This is a genomic window from Micromonospora sp. WMMA1949, from assembly GCF_027460145.1.
Classification (GTDB): domain Bacteria; phylum Actinomycetota; class Actinomycetes; order Mycobacteriales; family Micromonosporaceae; genus Micromonospora.
Window position 1 is genome coordinate 2,826,094 of sequence record NZ_JAPZBG010000001.1, and the last position, 18,907, is coordinate 2,845,000.

An 18,907-nucleotide genomic window follows, 5' to 3' on the forward strand; every position below is an offset into this window, starting at 1 on the left:
AGCCCCCTAGCAGGCCCAACGGCCGCTAGGGGGCTTCTTGCTGTCTAGCCGTTCCTGTGAAGACCTCCTCGTTCCGCGAGTTGTACGCGTCGTCCCTCGGCGGACGATCGGATGATCGCGTCCAGGAGTCGGTGACGTGTGACGGCGTGGGCGAAACCCGGAGCGGTCGTGGTGCCGTTGACGAGATCGTTCCGGATCGCCGCGTATGTGTGCGCCAGGTTGTGGATCGGTGTTCCGGCCAGGTGGGGGTAGTCGTCGTGGCCATCGGGCAGTGTCAACGGCGACAGTGGGGCGCGGCCTCGTGCGCCGCGCACCGTAACGGGCCCGAGGTGGGGATATCCGCTTGCGGAGGTGATTTCGAGAGTTCCCTCGGTGCCGTCGATGAGCAGCGAGAACCAAGGTCCGGACAGGGTTGCTCCACGGTGGTGGGCGGAGAGGATCGCTCCGTCGGGTAGCCGGCCGGACACGGCGATCTGGTCCTCGGCGGTCATCGGGACCGTCTGTCCGGTGCGGCCGAGCGCAACGATCGGGTGCCGGGTGGCCGTCGAGGCGACCACGTCCTGCAGCTCGCCGACGACCATCGACACAGTGTCGATGGCGTTTCCGAACGCAATCGTGAGCATCGTGGCGCCGAGCGTGCGATCGAGGGTGTATCGCATGCGCTCGGAGACCGGGTTGCCCCACTCGACCGAAGAGGCCAGCACCGTCGCGGACAGCACGTTCCCGACGTACCCGTCGGCGACGAGGCCGGCCAGCCAGCGGAAGGTGGGCGAGGAGCGCCCATGAAGCCCGATGAAGGTACGCGTGTCGCGGGCGGCGCCTTCCATCTCCTCGGCTTCGGCCAGGTCGACGGCGAAGGGCCATTCGCTGAGCACCGGCACTCCCGTCCGTAGGGCGGGCAACACCAGCTCGCGGTGGTGGGGCACCTTGACCGCGACGACCACAAGGTCGACGTTCTCGTCCTTCACGAGTTGGTCGACCGAGGCGTAGCCGGGCACCCCGAACGCGGCGCCGGCAGCAGCGGCCGACGCGGGGGAACTCGTCGCCAGGGCGGTGAGTTCCATGCCGTCGACTGCCGACAACGCGGGCAGGTGGGCCCCGGCCGCCCATCCGCCGGACGTGCTGAGCCCTACGATCCCCACGCCGAGCGGGCGTCTCCCGGGTTTTCCCATCACGTTTCGTCGCCCTTTCGCGTGCTTGCGCCGTGCGGGGTGGTCACGTCGGCCAGGCGAGCAGTGCCGTGTCGACGATCTCGTCGAGCGTGTCGGGCCCGAGGCCGTTCGCGGCTTGGACGGCGATGCCGAATCCCGTCGTCATGACGTATCGGGCGAGGCGTCCCGGGTCGGCGTGGCGTGGGAGGTCGCCCTCCTCGACGGCGCGCCGGAAGCGCGCTTCGAGCTGGTCGCCGGCGTCGACGCGCCAGGTGACCAGCACGTCGTGCGCGGGGCGGCTCTGTTCGCTCAGCGCCAGCGCACCCTGCACGGACAGGCACCCCGCGGGGCGGCCGGGCGACGTCGTCGTGCGGACGGCTCCCCGCAGGAATGTCTCGGCCACCGCGCGGGCGGTGGGCTCCCGCAGGGCGCGGGTCACGTAGGAGGCCGGCCCTTCGGCGTAGCGCTGCACAGCCTTGCGGAAGAGCTGCTCCTTGTTGCCGAAGGCGGCGTACATGCTCGACTTGGTGATCCCCATCGCGCTGGTCAGGTCCGTGAGGCTGGTGCCGTCGTACCCCCGCGCCCAGAACACCTGCATGGCCCGCTCCAGTGCCTCGTCGATGTCGAACTCCCGGGGGCGGCCGAGGGCGGTGCTCTGGGATCCACTCATGACGGCATCCTCCTCGATTCGGGGTCGGCAGGGTCGACGGACCGCCATGCCACCTGTTCCTCTCCTCGCAGCCGACTTTACTCCCGGTCGGTCCAGATGTGCTAGCATTCTGTACCGACCGGAACTTAAAGCGGTCGGGCCTACTACAGGAAGAGGAACACCACGATGAGAACCGTCTCGCTCGGCGGACTGGAGACCTCCCGCATCGGTCTGGGCGCCATGGGCATGTCGGCCTTCTACACCGGGGCCGGCCAGCGCGACGACCAGTCCATCCGCACCATCCGGCGGGCCCTTGACCTCGGCGTCACGCACATCGACACCGCCGAGGCGTACGGCCCTTACGCCAACGAGGAGCTGGTCGGCCGCGCCATCAAGGGACGCCGGGACGAGGTGGTGCTCGCGACCAAGTTCGGTCACCTCTCGTACACCGGCCGCCCGGGCAACGACAGCAGCCCGGCCAACGTCCGGCTCGCAGTGGAGGGATCGCTGCGCCGCCTCGGCACCGACCACCTGGACCTCTACTACCAGCACCGGGGCGATGGAGTCACGCCGATCGAGGAGACCGTCGACGCGCTGGCGGAGCTGGTGGCCGAGGGCAAGATCCGCCACATCGGACTGTCGGAGGCCGGGGCCGCGACGATCCGGCGGGCGCATGCCGTTCACCCGATCGCCGTGGTGCAGTCCGAGTACTCGCTGTGGGTCCGCGACCCCGAGGCCGAGGTGCTGCCGGTCCTGCGTGAGCTGGGCGTGGGTTTCGTCCCGTACGCCCCGCTGGGCCGCGGGTTCCTCACCGGGGGCATCCGCACCCTGGACGACCTCGACGCCGACGACTGGCGCCGTACCAACCCCCGCTTCGCCGGCGGCAACCTCGAACGCAACATGCGCATCGTCGACGAGGTCCGCGCCGTCGCCGCCGAGGCCGGGGCCACGCCCGCGCAGGTCGCCCTCGCGTGGCTGCTCGCCCAGGGCGACGACATCGCCCCCATCCCCGGCACCACACGCATCGACCGGCTCGAGGAAAACGCCGCCGCCGACCGCATCACCCTCACCGAGAACCAGATCACCCGACTGCGGAACCTGACACCGGCCACCGGCGACCGCTACGACCAGGCCAACATGGCCGCCCTCAACCACTGAGCCGGTCGCCACCCCCGGTCGTCCCCGAAAGGTGGCGCACAGCCTTGAAGGGCATCACATGACCACCCGTCACATGGCATCGAACGATGTCTCGACCGCCGGCGGCCTGGCGTCCTGGGCCGGCGTCGGCTCTCTGAGTCTCGGCATCTTCGCGTTCATCATTGCCGAGTTCCTGCCCGCAAGCCTGCTTACGGAGATCGCCGACGGCCTGAACGTGTCCACCGGCGCGGCCGGGCGGGCGCCATCGCAGTCATTGCCGGCGGCCTCCTGCTCACCTCGCTGAGCCGCCCGAGCCACTAGCCAGTCCTGGCCCACATCCCGCCACGACGACCGCACGGTACTTCTTCCGCCGGTAGACCCGGGCGCAATGACGTACCGACCGATTCATCTGTCAGTTACGCCCGTGCACCAGGGCCGTCCGCTGGACGCGATTTCGCCGTGCAGCCGGATCGACAGCGATCGGCACAAGGCCGACCACGCTTGAGGAGAGAACCATGAGAACAAGAATGACGGTCCTGATCAGGACTGCCGTCGCCGCCATCGCTGGAATCGCCGTTCTGACCGGGCCCGGACCGGTCCCATCGAACGCCGGCGTGAACCTGCGGCCGGAGTCGGCCGTCGCGCAAGGCGTCACCGCCGGGCTGCCCTACCGGCCGCCGGACGGCTTCCAGTCGAAGTACGCGCAGGTGAACGACTTCCGGATGCACTACCTCCGCGGCGGCAGCGGCTCGCCGGTGGTGTTGCTGCACGGCTTCCCGCAGACCTCCGCCGAGTGGGAGCCGCAGCTCGAGGCACTCGCCAAGGACCACACCGTGATCGCGGTCGACCTGCGCGGGACCGGTGACTCATCCGTCCCGCAGAAGGGCTACGACACGGCCCAATTGGCCGACGACGTGCACAAGCTGCTCACCCGGCTCAACCTCAACAAGGGCGTCCAGATCGTCGCCCACGACATCGGCGCATGGATCGCCTACCCGTACGCCGCAATGTGGCCCGACGAGGTCAGCCGAATGGTGGTGATGGAAGGGCCCATCCCCGACCGGTCCCTCTACACATTCCCGGCCTTCCCCGCGGAGGGGGCCCTGTCGACGTGGCACCTCGGGTTCTTCCAGAAGGACTTCGCTCAGGACCTGGTCCGTGGACACGAGCGCGACCTGGTCAAGGGGTTCGTCGAGCAGTACCTGGCAGTGGACGGGGCTTTTGACGACCGCGACTACGAGTTCTACGCCCGGTACCTCCGCGAGCCCGGCCGGTTCAAGGCGTGGATGAACATGTACCAAGCCCTCCACACGGACATCGCCCAGAACGAGAAGTTCCGGAAGGCGGGGCTGCTCCAGATGCCCGTCCTGGCCGTCGGAGGCGAAGAAGCCCTCAGCAGCGCCGTGGGTGATCAGTGGCAGGGCTACGCAGCCGATGTCGAGACCCAGGTCATGGCTGACACCGGTCACTGGCTCACCGAGGAACGACCGCAGGATCTCACCAGGATGCTTCTGAAGTTCCTGCACTGACGACGGGCAACACGGACACCCCAGAACCGCCAGGGCGTGCGCGGTCCTCGGACCGGCACGCCCTGGCGCTCGACGCGCCCGGGCGCATAGTTCCGGAAAACTTCCGGAAAATCATTGACGTGCTCGAAACGCCGCTGCAATACTCCGAGCGCCGGCAACATCAATCTCTGTCGATTGACGCCATGCGTCGTCAGGTGTTACCCGTCCCGAGGAGGACCTGCGCATGTACGCCAGCATCGGCGGCTTCCGCCGCCCGTCCGCCCCCCGAACATCGCGTCTCACCGTCCGGTTGGCCGCGCTCGCCTCCGCCGTGGCGCTCAGTGCCGTCGGTCTCGCGGTCGCCGCCACTCCGTCCAACGCCGCCGTCTGCAACGGGTACGTCGGCCTCACCTTCGACGACGGGCCGACCGGCAGCACCAGCGCACTGCTGTCCGTGCTGCGCGCGAACGGCGTACGCGCGACCATGTTCAACGTCGGCCAGAACGTGCAGAGCAACCCGTCCGCCGCGCGGGCCCAGGTCGACGCGGGCATGTGGGTGGCCAACCACAGTTGGAACCACGCGCACATGACCTCGATGAGCCAGAGCCAGATGCAGTCGGACCTCTCCCAGACCAACTCGGCGATCCAGTCGGCGACCGGCGTCCGGCCGCAGTTGTTCCGCCCGCCCTACGGGGAGACCAACTCGACTCTCCAGTCGGTCGCCTCGTCGCTGGGCCTGCGCCAGGTGATCTGGGACGTCGACTCCCAGGACTGGAACGGCGCCAGCGTCAGCCAGATCGTCTCCAACGCCAGCCGCCTCCAGGCCGGCCAGGTGATCCTGATGCACGACGGCATCCAGAACACCCGCGACGCGATTCCGCAGATCATGGCCAACCTGAGCAGCCGTAACCTCTGCCCGGGCATGATCTCGCCGAGCACCGGCCGGGCGGTGGCCCCGGACGGCACTCCGCCGCCGACCACTCCGGCGCCGACCGGCACGCCGACCACTCCGCCGCCGACCACTCCGCCTCCCAGCGGCACGTGCACAGCGACGGCGACGACCCCCAACGTCTGGGGTGACCGGTACAACACCTCGGTGACGGTGCAGGGGGCCAGCAACTGGACCGTGGTCGTGGCTCTGACCCCGCCGCAGCGGGTCTCCACCACCTGGAACGGCTCCCCCAGTTGGGACAGCACCGGTTACGTGATGACGATGCGGTCCAACGGCAGCGGCAACACCTTCGGCTTCACCACGATGATGAACGGCAACAGCGGCGCCAGACCTCAGATCCGTTCCTGCACCGCGGGCTGATCCCGGTGGCCCGCCCAGGACCGTAGAGGCACCCCCGGCCGCAGCTGATCTCGGTTCCCTCTCTGCTCGACCGGCTTCCCGTAGCCGATCGAGCAGAGAGGGCGAGCGGGCCGTTCCGCCGGATCATGGCTCCCACTCTCCCCACCAGGTCGGCTGACCATTTGCAGGGCAGGACCATGATGTACGCGTGGCGTGGCGTGCGCGCGAGGCACCGGCCCGCCGGCGTGGGCGGCGGGCCGGGCCATCGGCACGGATCGGTTGGTCCCTCGCCTTTCTCGCCGGCTTTGCGCTGTGGAGTTGGGCCTTGCACGGCTGGGCCGATGCCCACGGCTACCGCAGATTGCTCGACGGATGGCGTCCCTGGTATCTCGCCGTCGCCGCCGTGACCTACTGGCCACCCGCGTGCCTCCTGTGGCGGTGGATCCACCCGGGAGAGGGACTCGTTCCGTGGATGCGCGAATGACGATGGATGTGGAACTCCCCGGGACGACCACGCCGAGGCCCAGGACGCTGTGCGTCGAGCAAGAAGGCGCTCAGTGCGCGACCGCAGTTGCCTCCAACTCCACCAGTACGTCGGGCTCGAAGAGGCGGTCGACCCCGATCAGCGACGCCGGCGGAAGCGGCTGCGGCAGCCCGAGCTCCTCGGCGACCGCCTCGATCCCGGCCATGAACGGCCCGATCTTTTCGGGCGTCCAGTCGGTGACGTAGAAGGTCAACCGGACCACGTCAGCGAACGAGGCGTCGGCGCCGGCGAGGGCGCGGCCGGTGTTGCGCAGCACCTGCGCGACCTGTCCGGCCAGGTCCCCGGGTGCGACGGGCGAGCCGTCGTCCAGTCGGGCGACCTGGCCGCTGACGTGGATGTGGCGCGACCCGGTGGCCACGGCGACGTGGTGGTACGGCGTGTGCGGCTGAAGACCGGCTGGGCTGAAAAGGGTGACGGACATCGGTGCTCCTCCACTGGGCAACTGAGGTTTACCATTGATACCTAGTTGACGGAGGACACTTCAAGGAGACCTGGTTTCATGAGCGATACCGCCACCCCCGGTGCCGGGGAGCTGCGCATCGACACGCCGCACCGCGAGCTGCTCGACCAGGTGCTGGACAAGTGGTCGCTGAGCGTCCTCAACGAGCTGTGCGAGCGTCCGTGCCGCTTCAACGAGCTGCGCCGCGCGATCCCGGCGGTGACCCAGAAGTCGTTGACGGCGACGCTGCGGCGACTCGAACGCAACGGCATCGTGGAACGCCACGTCGTGGCGACGCGACCGGTCGCGGTCGAATATCGGATCACGCCGCTGGGCAAGACGCTCCGTGCACCGATCGACGTTCTCCTCGACTGGGCCGACGCTCACATGTCCCAGATCGAGCACGCCCGCCGGGCATTCGACGCCGAGCTGGACTGACTGCCGGGGCGGCAGCGGTCCGCCCCGGCGCCACGTGTCACTCGCAGACCATGCCGTCGTTGTCCCGGTCGATGTACCAGTAATACTCCGGATCCTTGCCCTGCTTGTACGGGCCGTACCCGTTGGCGTTCGCCTCCTTGCAGGTGCTGAAGCGCGGGTCGTTGCCGCCACCGCCCGAACTGCCGCCACCGCCCGAACTGCCGCTACCGCCCGTGCTGCCGCCTCCGGAGCTGCCGTTGCCGCCACCCGGCTCGCATGCCTCGCCGTCGAGGTCGCGATCCAGCCCGGTCCGGTACCCCGGCTCGCCGCGCAGCAGCGGCGCCTTGCCGGCTGCGCGTACGGCATCGCAGTTCTTGTAGTAGACGGCGGGCTTCGTGGTCTTGCGCGGGCTCGGCTTCGCCGCGGGCTTCGCGGTGGTCGGCGCGGCAGTGGTGGGTGAGGGTGATGGCTCCGGCGACACCGCGCCGGCCTCGGCGGTGGGGGCCGTAGTGGTCGGCGCCGCGACTGTCGGAACCTCCTGGGCGACCGCCTTCTCCGGCGATCCGCTCGGCTCGGAAGCGGTGCACCCGGTCATGCCGGTGCCCAGCAGCGCGCCGCAGCAGGCGAGGCCGAGGAACGCCTTGATCGCAGCCGACCGGCGGCCCCACCACAGTCGTGTCGGTGGCGCGAACGGGATGCCGGGCCTATCGGGCAGCGGCGCCTGTTCGCGCCGCGGATTCTGGGGAGGGAGTTCGGTCACAGCGGGCAGTGTGGAGCGACGTGTCCGCACGGGAGTGTCGTTGAGCCGACAGACCGGCCCTTACCGGCGCGATGAGTGACGAAGCGGTCGGTGCCGGCCGGAGCATCGGCATCGACGCCGCGGATGATCGGATCCGGTGCCTCGCCGAACGGCCGACGGCGAGGCACCGCGAGCGGGATACCCGCCGGTCAGGGGGTGAGCGGCGTGAACAGCTTGTTGGCGGACCGGCCGACCGCGCCGGTGAGCGTCGCGTCGATACCGCCGCCGACGACCCCGCCGACCAGCGGTACGGCCTTCGCCAGCGTGATCAACGCCCGCTTCGTGCCGTACTTGGCGAGCAGCATGAACCCGAGCTTCTGGTTGATCTTCCGGATCAGATCGATGGAGACCTTCCGGATCGCCTGCTCGGTCAGCTTGACGCCGATCTGGGCCCCGAGCGTGCTGAGCGTCGACTGGATGTTCGAGCCCACCGCGACCAGCGGGATCATCGCCTGCGTGTGCGGGTCGTCGAGGTCGTAGCCCCGCAGGTAGGCGATCGCTCCCGCCAGGCGGACGTTGATGACGAGCGCCCCCGCGACGTTCGCCGGCAGCGTGATCGGCAGGGTGAGGAAGCCACCCAGGCCGGTGACGAACCCGGCCGACCCGGCGGCCATGACGGATTCCTTGATGAGTCGTCCGATCACCTTGTCGACGTCCTCGGCGGGGGTGCCGCCGCGATTGCCGAGCAGCGAACTGTCGTACCTGTCGCCCTGCACCGCCCGCAGCCGGGACTCGGCCCAGGCCGCCGAGCCGGTGACCGGGCCGACGCCGTTGCGCACCACCTTGTTGACGGTGTTGACCAGCGCCAACGCGGTACGGCTCGTCTTCTCGTCGTCGTGGTCCCCGGGCGTGGGCTGCTCACTGTCGAGCCGCGATTCGGCGGTGTCGTCCATGGCGAACCACTCCAGTCGTATCGATCACCGCTGTCAACACGACTGTCGTCCGTCAGTCACGGCCGTACGTCGACTGTGGATCAGGCTTACGGCCGGATCGTCAGTCGTTCCGCCGCCGCCAGCCGCTCGACGGCGGCCCGGTGCGGAACCGCGTGACTGGTACGGCCGCCCACGCCGGTCGTGGTGACGGCGGTGAACAACGAGTTGAGCAGCGCCTCCTCCACCGCGTCCAGCACGCCGGCGAACACCGGGTCGATCGCGGCGTCCGGGATCGGCTGCTGATCCGACGTGGTGAACGCGATCGCGTAGTCCCCGCTCGTGGTGCTGAACGACGCGCCCACCCGGGCCATCGCGAACACGGCCCGCCGGGCGAGCCGCCGGAGCTGGCGCGCGTCCAGGGGTACGTCCGTCGCCACCACGATCATGCACGAGTTGCCGGGCGGCTCGGTCCGGTCGGCGGCCGGGACCAGCTCGTCGACGGGTAGCGGCACGCCGAGCGCGGTGAGGACGCCGCCGAAGTTGGACTGGACCAGCGCGCCGACCGTCCGTGTACGGCCGGCGGCCTGCACCGTGCGGGACGAGGTGCCGATGCCCGCCTTGTAACCGAGGGCGGTGGTGCCGGCGCCGGCGCCGACGCAGCCTTCGGCGGGGAGCCCGCCGCTCGCCCCGGCGACAGCGGCCAGGACGTGGGCCTCGGTGATCGGGCGGCGGCGGATGTCCGACAGGTGCCCGTCGTTCGTCTCACCGACCAGCGGGTTGAACGACAGCCCGTCCGGTCGGCGCGCCATCAGGTGCCCGAGCAGCGCGTCCGCCGCCCGGAACACCGACAGCGTGGCGGTCAGGACCACCGGAGATTCGAGTACGCCGAGTTCGTCGACCTGGGTCGAGCCGACGAGCTTCCCGTGGCCGTTGCCGGCGTACACCGCGGCGGGCAGCGTCCACCGGCCGGGCCCGAGCCCGCTCGGCACGATCGCGGTGACGCCGGTGTGCAGGTCGGCGCCGTCGTCGACGGTGGTGTGACCGACCAGCACGTCGGGGACGTCGGTGATCGCGTTGTGCGGCCCGGTGGGCAGCGACCCGACGACGATCCCCAGGTCGCGGGCGCGCCGGCCGGACCGGCTCAGGACGCCGCCGACCGGATAGCCTGCACGATGCCGGTCGGGGAGTAGTCGTCGGGGACGCCCTCGACCAGGATGATGTCGCCCTCGATGTGCCGCGAGCGCAGCGGCGCGATCTCCTGGTAGGCGGGCGAGTCCCACCAAGCCCGCGCCTCGGCGATGCCGGGGAAGCCGAGCACCACGACGGCGCCGGGCCAGGCGCCCTCCTTCACCTCGTGCGGCGTGGCGTGGACGAGGAAACGGCCGCCGTACGGGGCGAGGGTGGCCGGGAGCCGTTCGATGTACTCGGCGACGTCCGGGTGCGGTGCGGCGTCCTGGAGGTGGGCGATGGCGTACGCGGGCATGGTGTCCTTCCGGCCGTCGAACTCCGAACGCCGATCCTGGCACAGCGGTCAGCAGTCGTTCTCGCCCATTTCCGTGAACTCGTCGGTGTTCAGGTTCCGGACGCGACGGCCGCGACGGCGGCGTGCGAGCGGTGGTTGTCGTCGTCGAGGCGTGGCAAGCGCTCGACCTCGGCGAACCCGGCTCGGCGCAGCCGCGCGGAGAACTCGTCCACCGGCCAGCGGTACGCGGTGGCGACCTTGTGGTCGAACGCGCCCACCTCGTCACCGATGAAGATGCCGACCACGAGCGGCCCGCCCGGCACGATCGCGCGCCGGAACCCGGCCAGCACGCGGTCGAGATCCGGTGGCGGGAGGTGGATCAGCGAGTACCAGGCGAGGATGCCCGCGACCGAGTGGTCGGCAACGGCGAGGTCGTCCAGCGACCCGAGCCGGTACGTGCCGTCCGGGTGGGCTGCCCGCGCGTGCGCGACGAACTCGGGAGCCAAGTCGATCCCGGTGGCGTCGACGCCCAGCGCGCGGAGGTGGGCGGTGAGGTGACCCGGTCCGCACCCCAGGTCGAGCACCGGGCCGGTCCGCCCGGCCAGGTGGCGCTCGATCAGGGCGAGGTCGTCCGCGTGCACCGTAGCGGTGGTGCCGAACAGGTCGATGTAGAGCGTCGCGACCGCCCCGTACGCCTGTCGTATCCGATTGTCGTCCATGTGGCGACCATACGGAGGCGCCGGCGAAGCCGTAGCGAGTGAGCTGAGCATGTCACCGAGGCGGCCGACCGACCACTACCGACCGACGCCCTGGCGCTGCCGAACGGCCAGCACGACCAGCAGTGAGGGCACCAGTACCCACAACTGCGCAGCCGTGTAGTGCCGCAGTTCGGCCGGAACGTCCACGCGCTCGACTTCCGATTCGAGCGCCCCTGGACGGATGAGTGTCATCGCGTGCCAGGCCGGCGCCGAACACCCCGACGAGGAACTCGGCCAGGATCACCCACCGCCGCCACCGAACACCGGCGGATCCCCACATGTCGATGGCGGCGAGCCTGCGCACGTCGAGTCCGAGGGGCATACCGGCATGGTGTCACTGGCCATCGCGGCGGGCCAGCGGTTCCCATCGACACGGAAACCTACTGCTCCAAGCGGTCGTCCCACGCACTCGTCCGGCCATGCCCGATCGGAGAGCGGGCTATGTGTACGTGTCGATGTTAGCGCCACCATCATTCGTCCTCCGGGTGCTGGCGAGCGTCGGCCCGGGGTGCGGCACCCCGCGCGAGCCTGACGCGACGTCGTCGTTGAATGATTCGGGGAGGTTACGACTTGACGAACGCCGAGTTATCGCCCACATTCGATGTTCAAGGACGAGGCTGGGGCTATCGGGCGGGGCTGCCTTGTCGAGACCAGACGCGTGCCTCGTGGTGCGCGCGCTCTTGTTAGCGCTAACACCTGGGCGGGTGTACCGCTCGGGTTTCCGGCCAGTCGAGGAGGATCATGTTCGCCTTTGGTAGGTCTCCGTCGATCTCCCCGCCGCGTCCGCGGCGAAGCTGGTTGCCGCGGGTCGTCGCGGCGGGGGCGGCAGCCCTGTTGGCAGGCGCCGGCGCGGTGGCTGTGACGTCGGCGCCCGCAGCCGCGGCCACCGTGGACACCAGCGCGTGGTACGTCCTGGTGAACCGCAACAGCGGCAAGGCGCTCGACGTCTACAACCTCGCCACGAACGACGGCGCGCGGATCGTGCAGTGGTCGCGCAACAACGGCAACCAGCAGCAGTGGCAGTTCGTCGACTCCGGTGGCGGTTACTACCGGCTGAAGTCCCGGCTGTCCGGCAAGGTGCTCGACGTCTACAACTGGTCGACCGCCAACGGCGGCAGCATCGTCCAGTGGTCCGACACGAACGGGACCAACCAGCAATTCCGGCTGGCCGACTCCGACAGCGGTTACGTCCGGCTGATCAACCGCAACAGCAACAAGGTGGTGGAGGTGCAGGGCGCCTCGACCGCCGACGGCGGAAACATCGTCCAGTACGACGACTGGAACGGCGCCAACCAGCAGTGGCAGCTCGTCCGGGTGGACGGTGGCGGCGGCAACCCCACCACGCCGCCTCCCACCACGCCCCCGCCGGGCGGTACGTGCAATCTGCCGTCGTCGTACCGCTGGTCGTCGACCGGTGTGCTGGCGCAGCCGCGCTCGGGCTGGGTGTCGTTGAAGGACTTCACGGTGGTGCCCTACAACGGTCAGCACCTGGTGTACGCCACCACGCACGACACCGGGTCGTCGTGGGGGTCGATGAACTTCGGGCTGTTCTCGAACTGGTCGCAGATGGCCTCCGCCAGCCAGAACGCGATGTCGTCGGGGACCGTGGCGCCGACGTTGTTCTACTTCGCGCCGCGCAACATCTGGGTTCTGGCCTACCAGTGGGGGCCGACCGCCTTCTCGTACCGGACGTCGACGAACCCGACGAACCCGAACGGGTGGTCGTCGGCGCAGCCGCTGTTCACCGGCAGCATCTCCGGCTCCGGCACCGGCCCGATCGACCAGACGCTGATCGCCGACGACCAGAACATGTACCTGTTCTTCGCCGGTGACAACGGCAAGATCTACCGCTCCAGCATGCCGATCGGGAACTTCCCCGGCAGCTTCGGCTCCAACTACACCACCATCATGTCGGACTCCACCAACAACCTGTTCGAGGCCGTGCAGGTCTACAAGCTGCAGGGCCAGACCCGCTACCTGATGATCGTCGAGGCCATCGGCTCCCAGGGCCGCTACTTCCGGTCCTTCACCGCCACCAGCCTGGGCGGATCGTGGACCCCGCAGGCCGCCACCGAGTCCAACCCGTTCGCCGGCAAGGCCAACAGCGGCGCCACCTGGACCAACGACATCAGCCACGGCGAACTGATCCGCACCACCGCCGACCAGACCTTCACCGTCGACCCCTGCAACCTCCAACTGCTCTACCAGGGCCGCTCCCCCAACTCCGGCGGCGACTACGGCCTCCTGCCCTACCGACCCGGACTGCTCACCCTCCAGCGCTGAGCGCGTACCCCGGATCCGGAGAGCCCGGCCCGCGTGATCGCGGGCCGGGCTCTCCGGCGTCTCGCCCGGTGATCGTTGCCCCTGAGGCAACGACGGTGGCTCGGTCCGTCGTTGATCGGAACCACGCCGCCCGGGAGGGTGGAGTGGTCACCACCTCACGGACGAAGGGTTGAGCAGATGTCCTTCCAGGCGTACCTCGACGCGATCGAGGACAAGACCGGCAAGACCCCGCGCGTCCTGGTCGACGAGGCCAGGGAGCGCGGCTACGACGCCGCCGACGTCAAGGCCGGCGTGATCGTGGGCTGGCTGAAGGACGAGTACGGCCTCGGCCGGGGACACGCCATGGCCCTGGTCCACGTGATCAGGAACGGGCCGAAGATCAGCGCCAAGCACGTCGGCTCCACCGGCACCCACCGCGACGACAGCGACACGCTGTGGCTGGACGGAAAGGCTGCCCGGGCCGCCGCGTAGCGGGGCGTGGACAGCGACGCCTATCGTTCGCGGCATGGGAGCGATCAAGCCGTGGCACCTGTCCGTCCTGATGCTCTGCTGTCTCCTGCCGCTCGTCGCCGCGGGGGTGGCGGTGCTGTGGGCGCGGCGGGGCCGCCGCTGACCCGTCAGTGGCCGGCGACGAACTCCTCCACCGCCGTGCAGACCCGCCCCAGCGCCTCGGCCGAGGCCGCCAACGGTCCGGGCACCATCATCGAGTGGTCGGCGTCGGCAACCTCCACCACGTACGGGGTGAGCCGGCGCGCCACCGCACCGTCCCAGACCTGGTCGGCGGTGCCGCCGGCCAGCAGGAACGGCGCGGTGGCCCGGCGCAGCGGCTCCCGTACCGCGGGGTCGGTCAGCAGCGGCGTCAGCCAGACCGCCGGGATGCCCCGGTCGGCGGCGAGCGGCGCGGCGAAACTGCCGAGCGACTTGCCCACGAGCAGGTCAACCCCGGCGTCGAGGACCGGGTCCAGCTGCTCGGCGACCCACTCCGGCGCGTTGTCGGGACGCAGGTCGCCCAGCGACCGCCAGGTCACCTCGTGCACCTCGAAACCGAGCCGGCGCAACGCCTCGCCGATGTAGACGAACAGCGGCCCCCGGGTGTCGTAGCCCCGTCCCGGAGCGAGTACCGCGCGTCGATCCGCCATGGCCGCCTCCCTCTCGTTCGGTCGATGCGTCACGCTAGCCGCTGCACGGTTTTCCGGTGACCCCTCGGCCTCAGAGCCGTTCCGGGGTACGGATGCCGAGCAGGTCCAGGCCCTGCCGCAGCACCCGCCCGGTCAGCTCGCACAGCACGAGCCGGCTCTCCCGCAGCGGTCCCTCCGCCCGCAGCACCGGGCACCGCTCGTAGAACGCGCTGAACGCGACCGCCAGCCGGTGCAGGTAGGCGGTCAGCCGGTGGAACTCCAGGGTGCCCGCCACCTCCTCGACCACCGCGGCGAAGCCGACCAGCTCGATGGCGAGCGCCCGCTCGGCCGGCTCGGCGAGCGAGACGTCCGCGTCCGGCCGCGCCGCCGCGCCGGCCCGCCGGAAGATCGACCGGACCCGGGAGTACGCGTACTGGAGGTACGGCGCGGTGTTCCCGTCCAGTGACAGCATCCGCTCCCAGTCCAGCACGTAGTCCTTGTGCCGGTCACCGGACAGGTCGGCGTACTTGATCGCACCGATGCCCACCGCGCGCCCCACAGCGGCGGCCTCCGCCTCGCTCAGCTCCGGATTCCGTTCCCGGGCCAGCGCGGTGGCCCGCTGGACCGCCTCGGTGAGCAGCCCTACCAGCTTCACCGACCCGCCGGCCCGGCTGCGCAGCATCCGCCCGTCCGGACCGAGGATCGAACCGAACCCGACGTGCTCGGCCCGCACCGGCGCGGCCAGCCAGCCGGCCTGCGCGCCGACCGCGAACACCATCTCGAAGTGCCGCCGCTGCGGCAGCCCGACCACGTAGAGCAGCCTTGTCGCGCCGAGCGTGCCGGTCCGGTGCCGCAGCGCGGCAAGGTCGGTGGCCGGGTAGCCGTACCCGCCGTCGGACTTGCGCACGATCAGCGGCAACGGCTCGCCGTCCCGGCCCACCGAACCGGGCGGGAACACGCAGTCCGCGCCGTCGCTGCGCCGCAGCAGCCTGAGCCGGTCCAGCTCGTCGCCGGTCGGCGCGAGCTGGTCGTGGTAGCTGCTCTCGCCCCGGAAGTCGTCGCCGGTCAGCGTCACGTCGAGCAGGTCGTACACGGTCAGGAAGTAGCTCTCCGACTGCGTCACCAGCAGCCGCCACAGCCGCAGCGTCGCCGGGTCGCCGCCCTGCAACGCCACCACCCGCCGCCGCGACCGTTCCTGGAACGCCGGGTCGTCGTCGAACTTCGCCCGCGCCGCCTTGTAGAACCCGTCCAGGTCACCCATCGACAGCTCCTGCGCCGCCCCGGCCTCGCCCAGGTCGAGCAGGTGCTCGATCAGCATGCCGAACGGTGTGCCCCAGTCGCCGAGGTGGTTGGCGCGCAGCACCCGGTGCCCGAGCCACTCCAGCGTCCGCGCCGCCGCGTCCCCGATCACCGTCGACCGCAGGTGCCCGACGTGCATCTCCTTCGCCACGTTCGGCCCCGAATAGTCGACCACCACCGTCTCCGGCTCGGCCACCGGCGGCACGCCGAGCCGCGGGTCGGCGGCCAGCGCGGACACCAGCCCGCCGAGCGCGTGCCCGGCCACCGTGAGGTTCAGGAAACCCGGACCGGACACCTCGACCGCCGCGCAGACGTCGGCCAGCGACGCGCGCTCCCGTACCTCCGCGGCGATCTCCCGCGGCGGACGGCCGAGCCGCCGGGCCAGCCCCAGCGCCGCGTCCGACTGGAAGTCCGCGTGCTGCGAGCGCCGCACAGCCGGGTCCACCGGCATGCCGGCCACCGCCGCGAACGCGGGCGCCAGCCGGTCGGCAAGCAACCTTTCAAGATCCATGAGTACGCCGATCTCGCTCTGGATCCGCCGCGCGGATCACCTGACGGGAACGCGACGGCGGAGCGAGGACGATCGATGACGACCGGCGGCTCGATCCGCCGGTCGCAGGAGGGGAAGGCTCAGCGCAGGCGGTCGCGGGACCGCCGGCGTCGCAGCGCGCCGAGCCGGACGTCGGAGGACGTCATCGGGTACGCGTGCGAGCTGGCCATGTCGTCAGCGTAACCGGCCGGTCCGGGGCCGGCGCAAGCGCGTACCCCGGACCGGCTCGGCGTCAGGCCGAGGTGGCGACGGCCTTGCGGTAGCGCTCGGCCCGGCGCCGCACCTGGGTGTACGCGCTGCTCAAACCCATCGCCCGGCGCACCTCGACGAGCGTGCGACGCACCTCGACGCGGGTCCGCTCGGTGCCGGTGACGATCAGCTCGTCGACCAGGCCGGGCTGCGCCTCGAAGCGGGCCCGGCGCTCCCGGACCGGGTCCAGGAACCGGTTGAGCGCCGTCACCAGCGCCTCCTTGACCTCGACGTCACCGACCCGGCCCGCCCGGTAGCGGTCCTTGAACTCCGCCACCTGTGCCCGGTCCGGGTTGAAGACGTCGTGGTACTCGAAGACCGGATTCCCCTCGACCGTGCCGGGCACGTCGGCGCGGACCCGGTTCGGGTCGGTGTACATCCCCATCACCTTGCGACGCACCGTCGCCGCGTCGTCGGAGAGCGCGATCGCGTTCCCCTTGCTCTTGCTCATCTTCCCGGCTCCGTCGGTGCCGACCAGCGTCGGTGTCTCCGACATCAGCATGTCGGGCACCGGGAAGACCTCGCCGTAGAGGTGGTTGAACCGCCGGGCGATCTCCCGGGTCACCTCGACGTGCGCCGCGTTGTCCTTCCCGACCGGCACCACCTGCCCCTTCACGCAGAGGATGTCGGCGGCCTGGAGGACCGGGTAGCCGAGCAGGCCGTACGGCATCTCGTCCTTGCCGGCGTCGCGGGTCATCTCCTTCAGCGACGGCACCCGTTCCAGCCGGGGCACCGTGATCAGGTTCTGGAACAGCGTGTTCAGGTCGCCGACCTCGGGGATCGCCGACTGGAGATAGAATGTGGCCCGCTCCGGCTCCACCCCGGCGGCCAGGATGTCGGTGACCATCTCGCGGGCGTTGTGCGCCACCTGCTCGATGTCCGCGCGGCTGTTGCGGGTGGTGAGCATGTGCAGGTCGGCGATGATGAAGAAGCTCTCGTAGCGCTGGTGCAGCCGTACCCGGTTGGCGATGCTGCCCACGTAGTGGCCGAGGTGCAGCCGCCCGGTCGGGCGGTCGCCGGTGAGCATGCGTGCAGAGGACATGGTCGTACGCCTTTCGTGCCGTTCGATGGCGGGGAGACGCGACCCGGGTGTCACCCGGGTCGGTGGAGCGGGCTCGTCAGAACGAGCGCCGCCATCGCCCGCCGGCGCGGAACCGAAGTCCGCCGGCACGGAGTACGTCGAGGATCTGCTCCCGGCCGTCCACAGCGTGGCCCCGGAGACCGTCACGGGTCTCCGGGAGGCAGCTGCGCGGCCGGACCATGCCTGACACGGTAGCCGCTCACCGGCCGGCGCTGCTGCCTCCTGCCGCGCTTACTGCTGTCGATAGCTTTCGGTGTAGTAGCTGCCGACCCGCTCCCGGTACTCCGGGTGCGCGAAGTGGTCGCTGTCGAACGCGGGCGACTCCTTCACCTGCTCCCGGGTGCGGTCCACGTGCACCACGCGCTCCAGGTGGTCGACCTGGGCCACCGTCCCGGCCGGCAGCAGCACCTTCTTGCCGAAGATCCACGGGCCGGTGTCCACCACCAGGTACCGCGCGTCGGCGTCGTCGCTCGCCTCGTCGATGGAGCCGATCCGGCCGTCAGTCGCCTCCACCCGGTAGCCGGTCAGGTCGATCGGCGTACCCGGACCGGGGGCGTCCAGCCGATCGTCGGCGTCCGAGGCGTCGCGCTGCTGCGGCACGTCTCCCGGCCGGGTCTGGTCGTACCCACCGGCCAGGGCTGACGGATCCCGCCAGGTCCACGGGTTGAACGGCTGCATCGGTGGCACCTCCGTCGAATCGGCTCGACAGAACAGTGCCCCGGGGGCGGAAACGGAAACGCGCGCCGCGTCGCCCGCCGGCCCGACCTGGGCGTACGGCCCCGCTGGCATACTGGCCGACCATGGTCCTGTCACGGGGTTGGTCGCTGTTCCTGGTCGCCGTCGGCGTCTGGACGTGGGCGATCTGGCCGAGGTTCGCCGTCGCCATCTGGAACGACGAGCGCGCATGGTCGGCCGGGGTCGTGGGCGAAGGCAGCCCGACGAGCTTCCTGTGGGTGCACGCCCTGCTCATCGGCGCCTCCCTGGCGATCGGCACGACGGTGGGAGTCCTGGGCGTTCGCGCCTACCGGGCCTCTCGCCGCCCGTCCCCCTCCTCGCTCTCGGGCCAGCCCCGATGATCAAGGAGTTTGTGTCCGCCGGGACCGCGGATCAGGACGCGAACTCCTTGATCGTGAGTGCGACGCACGGGTGTGACGCGCGCCGCTACCCCTGGATTTGACGTTCAAACCCGCAGACGCGTAACTTTCTCTCTGCCAGCGCGGAACGGGGCAAACGGGACGAAAGCCCGGGAGCGCCGAACCAGGCTGGTGCCGGGCTCGACCGAGGCTTAACGCCTTGCGAG

20 protein-coding genes are annotated in these 18,907 nt (G+C 70.3%); 8 read left to right on the plus strand and 12 right to left on the minus strand.

Annotated features, from left to right (window positions below):
- Positions 1 to 44: 44 nt before the first annotated feature.
- Entirely contained in the window at positions 45 to 1,172 is a 1,128-nt protein-coding gene (locus O7607_RS13375; protein ID WP_269703519.1) for a Gfo/Idh/MocA family protein, read from the minus strand.
- Positions 1,173 to 1,215: 43 nt separating this feature from the next.
- Positions 1,216 to 1,821, minus strand: coding sequence for a TetR/AcrR family transcriptional regulator (locus O7607_RS13380; protein WP_269703520.1), 606 nt, complete (start codon positions 1,819 to 1,821; stop codon positions 1,216 to 1,218).
- A gap of 165 nt (positions 1,822 to 1,986) precedes the next feature.
- Here O7607_RS13380 and O7607_RS13385 point away from each other — a divergent pair, with 165 nt between their 5' ends.
- The 4 genes from O7607_RS13385 to O7607_RS13400 all read left to right on the plus strand — a co-directional run bounded on the left by O7607_RS13385 (position 1,987) and on the right by O7607_RS13400 (position 5,757).
- Complete coding sequence (locus O7607_RS13385) at positions 1,987 to 2,958, plus strand: aldo/keto reductase (protein WP_269703521.1); 972 nt, start codon at positions 1,987 to 1,989, stop codon at positions 2,956 to 2,958.
- A gap of 58 nt (positions 2,959 to 3,016) precedes the next feature.
- Positions 3,017 to 3,241: a hypothetical protein gene (locus O7607_RS13390; protein ID WP_269703522.1), complete on the plus strand. Its 225-nt coding sequence runs from the start codon at positions 3,017 to 3,019 to the stop codon at positions 3,239 to 3,241.
- 223 nt (positions 3,242 to 3,464) lie between these two features.
- Positions 3,465 to 4,466, plus strand: a complete 1,002-nt coding sequence (locus O7607_RS13395) for an alpha/beta fold hydrolase (RefSeq protein ID WP_269703523.1) — start codon at positions 3,465 to 3,467, stop codon at positions 4,464 to 4,466.
- A gap of 223 nt (positions 4,467 to 4,689) precedes the next feature.
- Complete coding sequence (locus O7607_RS13400) at positions 4,690 to 5,757, plus strand: polysaccharide deacetylase family protein (RefSeq protein ID WP_269703524.1); 1,068 nt, start codon at positions 4,690 to 4,692, stop codon at positions 5,755 to 5,757.
- Between the two features lie 533 nt (positions 5,758 to 6,290).
- Here the strand turns inward: O7607_RS13400 and O7607_RS13405 are convergent.
- Positions 6,291 to 6,701 (minus strand): RidA family protein, encoded by a 411-nt coding sequence (locus tag O7607_RS13405; RefSeq protein ID WP_269703525.1) that lies wholly within the window; start codon positions 6,699 to 6,701, stop codon positions 6,291 to 6,293.
- A 78-nt stretch (positions 6,702 to 6,779) separates the two neighbouring features.
- Between O7607_RS13405 and O7607_RS13410 the strand changes: the two genes are divergently transcribed.
- Complete coding sequence (locus O7607_RS13410) at positions 6,780 to 7,157, plus strand: winged helix-turn-helix transcriptional regulator (RefSeq protein WP_269703526.1); 378 nt, start codon at positions 6,780 to 6,782, stop codon at positions 7,155 to 7,157.
- A gap of 37 nt (positions 7,158 to 7,194) precedes the next feature.
- Here the strand turns inward: O7607_RS13410 and O7607_RS13415 are convergent, their stop codons facing one another.
- The 5 genes from O7607_RS13415 to O7607_RS13435 form a co-directional block, all read right to left on the minus strand.
- Positions 7,195 to 7,896 carry an excalibur calcium-binding domain-containing protein gene (locus tag O7607_RS13415; RefSeq protein ID WP_269703527.1) on the minus strand — a complete coding sequence of 234 codons (702 nt, stop codon included), beginning with the start codon at positions 7,894 to 7,896 and terminating at the stop codon, positions 7,195 to 7,197.
- A 188-nt stretch (positions 7,897 to 8,084) separates the two neighbouring features.
- A complete protein-coding gene (locus O7607_RS13420; protein WP_269703528.1) occupies positions 8,085 to 8,828 on the minus strand; it encodes an EcsC family protein in 744 nt (247 codons plus the stop codon).
- 86 nt (positions 8,829 to 8,914) lie between these two features.
- Positions 8,915 to 9,952 carry a P1 family peptidase gene (locus O7607_RS13425; RefSeq protein WP_269706970.1) on the minus strand — a complete coding sequence of 346 codons (1,038 nt, stop codon included), beginning with the start codon at positions 9,950 to 9,952 and terminating at the stop codon, positions 8,915 to 8,917.
- Positions 9,949 to 10,290 (minus strand): DUF1330 domain-containing protein, encoded by a 342-nt coding sequence (locus O7607_RS13430; RefSeq protein WP_269703529.1) that lies wholly within the window; start codon positions 10,288 to 10,290, stop codon positions 9,949 to 9,951. Before O7607_RS13430 ends, O7607_RS13425 begins: the two co-directional genes overlap by 4 nt.
- Before the next feature lie 89 nt (positions 10,291 to 10,379).
- A complete protein-coding gene (locus O7607_RS13435) occupies positions 10,380 to 10,988 on the minus strand; it encodes a class I SAM-dependent DNA methyltransferase (RefSeq protein ID WP_269703530.1) in 609 nt (202 codons plus the stop codon).
- A 780-nt stretch (positions 10,989 to 11,768) separates the two neighbouring features.
- Here O7607_RS13435 and O7607_RS13440 point away from each other — a divergent pair.
- Together O7607_RS13440 and O7607_RS13445 are read left to right on the plus strand one after the other, a co-directional pair.
- The gene (locus O7607_RS13440) at positions 11,769 to 13,310 is read left to right on the plus strand and encodes a non-reducing end alpha-L-arabinofuranosidase family hydrolase (protein ID WP_269703531.1); all 1,542 of its coding nucleotides are present in this window, start codon (positions 11,769 to 11,771) and stop codon (positions 13,308 to 13,310) included.
- 177 nt (positions 13,311 to 13,487) lie between these two features.
- Positions 13,488 to 13,781, plus strand: a complete 294-nt coding sequence (locus tag O7607_RS13445; protein WP_269703532.1) for a DUF4287 domain-containing protein — start codon at positions 13,488 to 13,490, stop codon at positions 13,779 to 13,781.
- A 146-nt stretch (positions 13,782 to 13,927) separates the two neighbouring features.
- Here the strand turns inward: O7607_RS13445 and O7607_RS13450 are convergent, their stop codons facing one another.
- From O7607_RS13450 to O7607_RS13465, 4 genes are all read right to left on the minus strand, one after another.
- On the minus strand, positions 13,928 to 14,449 hold the full coding sequence (locus tag O7607_RS13450) for an alpha/beta hydrolase (RefSeq protein WP_269703533.1): 522 nt from the start codon (positions 14,447 to 14,449) through the stop codon (positions 13,928 to 13,930).
- Positions 14,450 to 14,519: 70 nt separating this feature from the next.
- Positions 14,520 to 16,238 (minus strand): arginine--tRNA ligase, encoded by a 1,719-nt coding sequence (gene argS, locus O7607_RS13455; protein ID WP_269703534.1) that lies wholly within the window; start codon positions 16,236 to 16,238, stop codon positions 14,520 to 14,522.
- A 271-nt stretch (positions 16,239 to 16,509) separates the two neighbouring features.
- A complete protein-coding gene (gene trpS, locus O7607_RS13460; RefSeq protein ID WP_269703535.1) occupies positions 16,510 to 17,568 on the minus strand; it encodes a tryptophan--tRNA ligase in 1,059 nt (352 codons plus the stop codon).
- A gap of 270 nt (positions 17,569 to 17,838) precedes the next feature.
- On the minus strand, positions 17,839 to 18,285 hold the full coding sequence (locus O7607_RS13465; RefSeq protein ID WP_269703536.1) for a PRC-barrel domain-containing protein: 447 nt from the start codon (positions 18,283 to 18,285) through the stop codon (positions 17,839 to 17,841).
- Between the two features lie 122 nt (positions 18,286 to 18,407).
- Between O7607_RS13465 and O7607_RS13470 the strand changes: the two genes are divergently transcribed.
- Positions 18,408 to 18,683, plus strand: a complete 276-nt coding sequence (locus tag O7607_RS13470; RefSeq protein ID WP_269703537.1) for an SCO4848 family membrane protein — start codon at positions 18,408 to 18,410, stop codon at positions 18,681 to 18,683.
- The last annotated feature ends 224 nt before the right edge of the window (positions 18,684 to 18,907 follow it).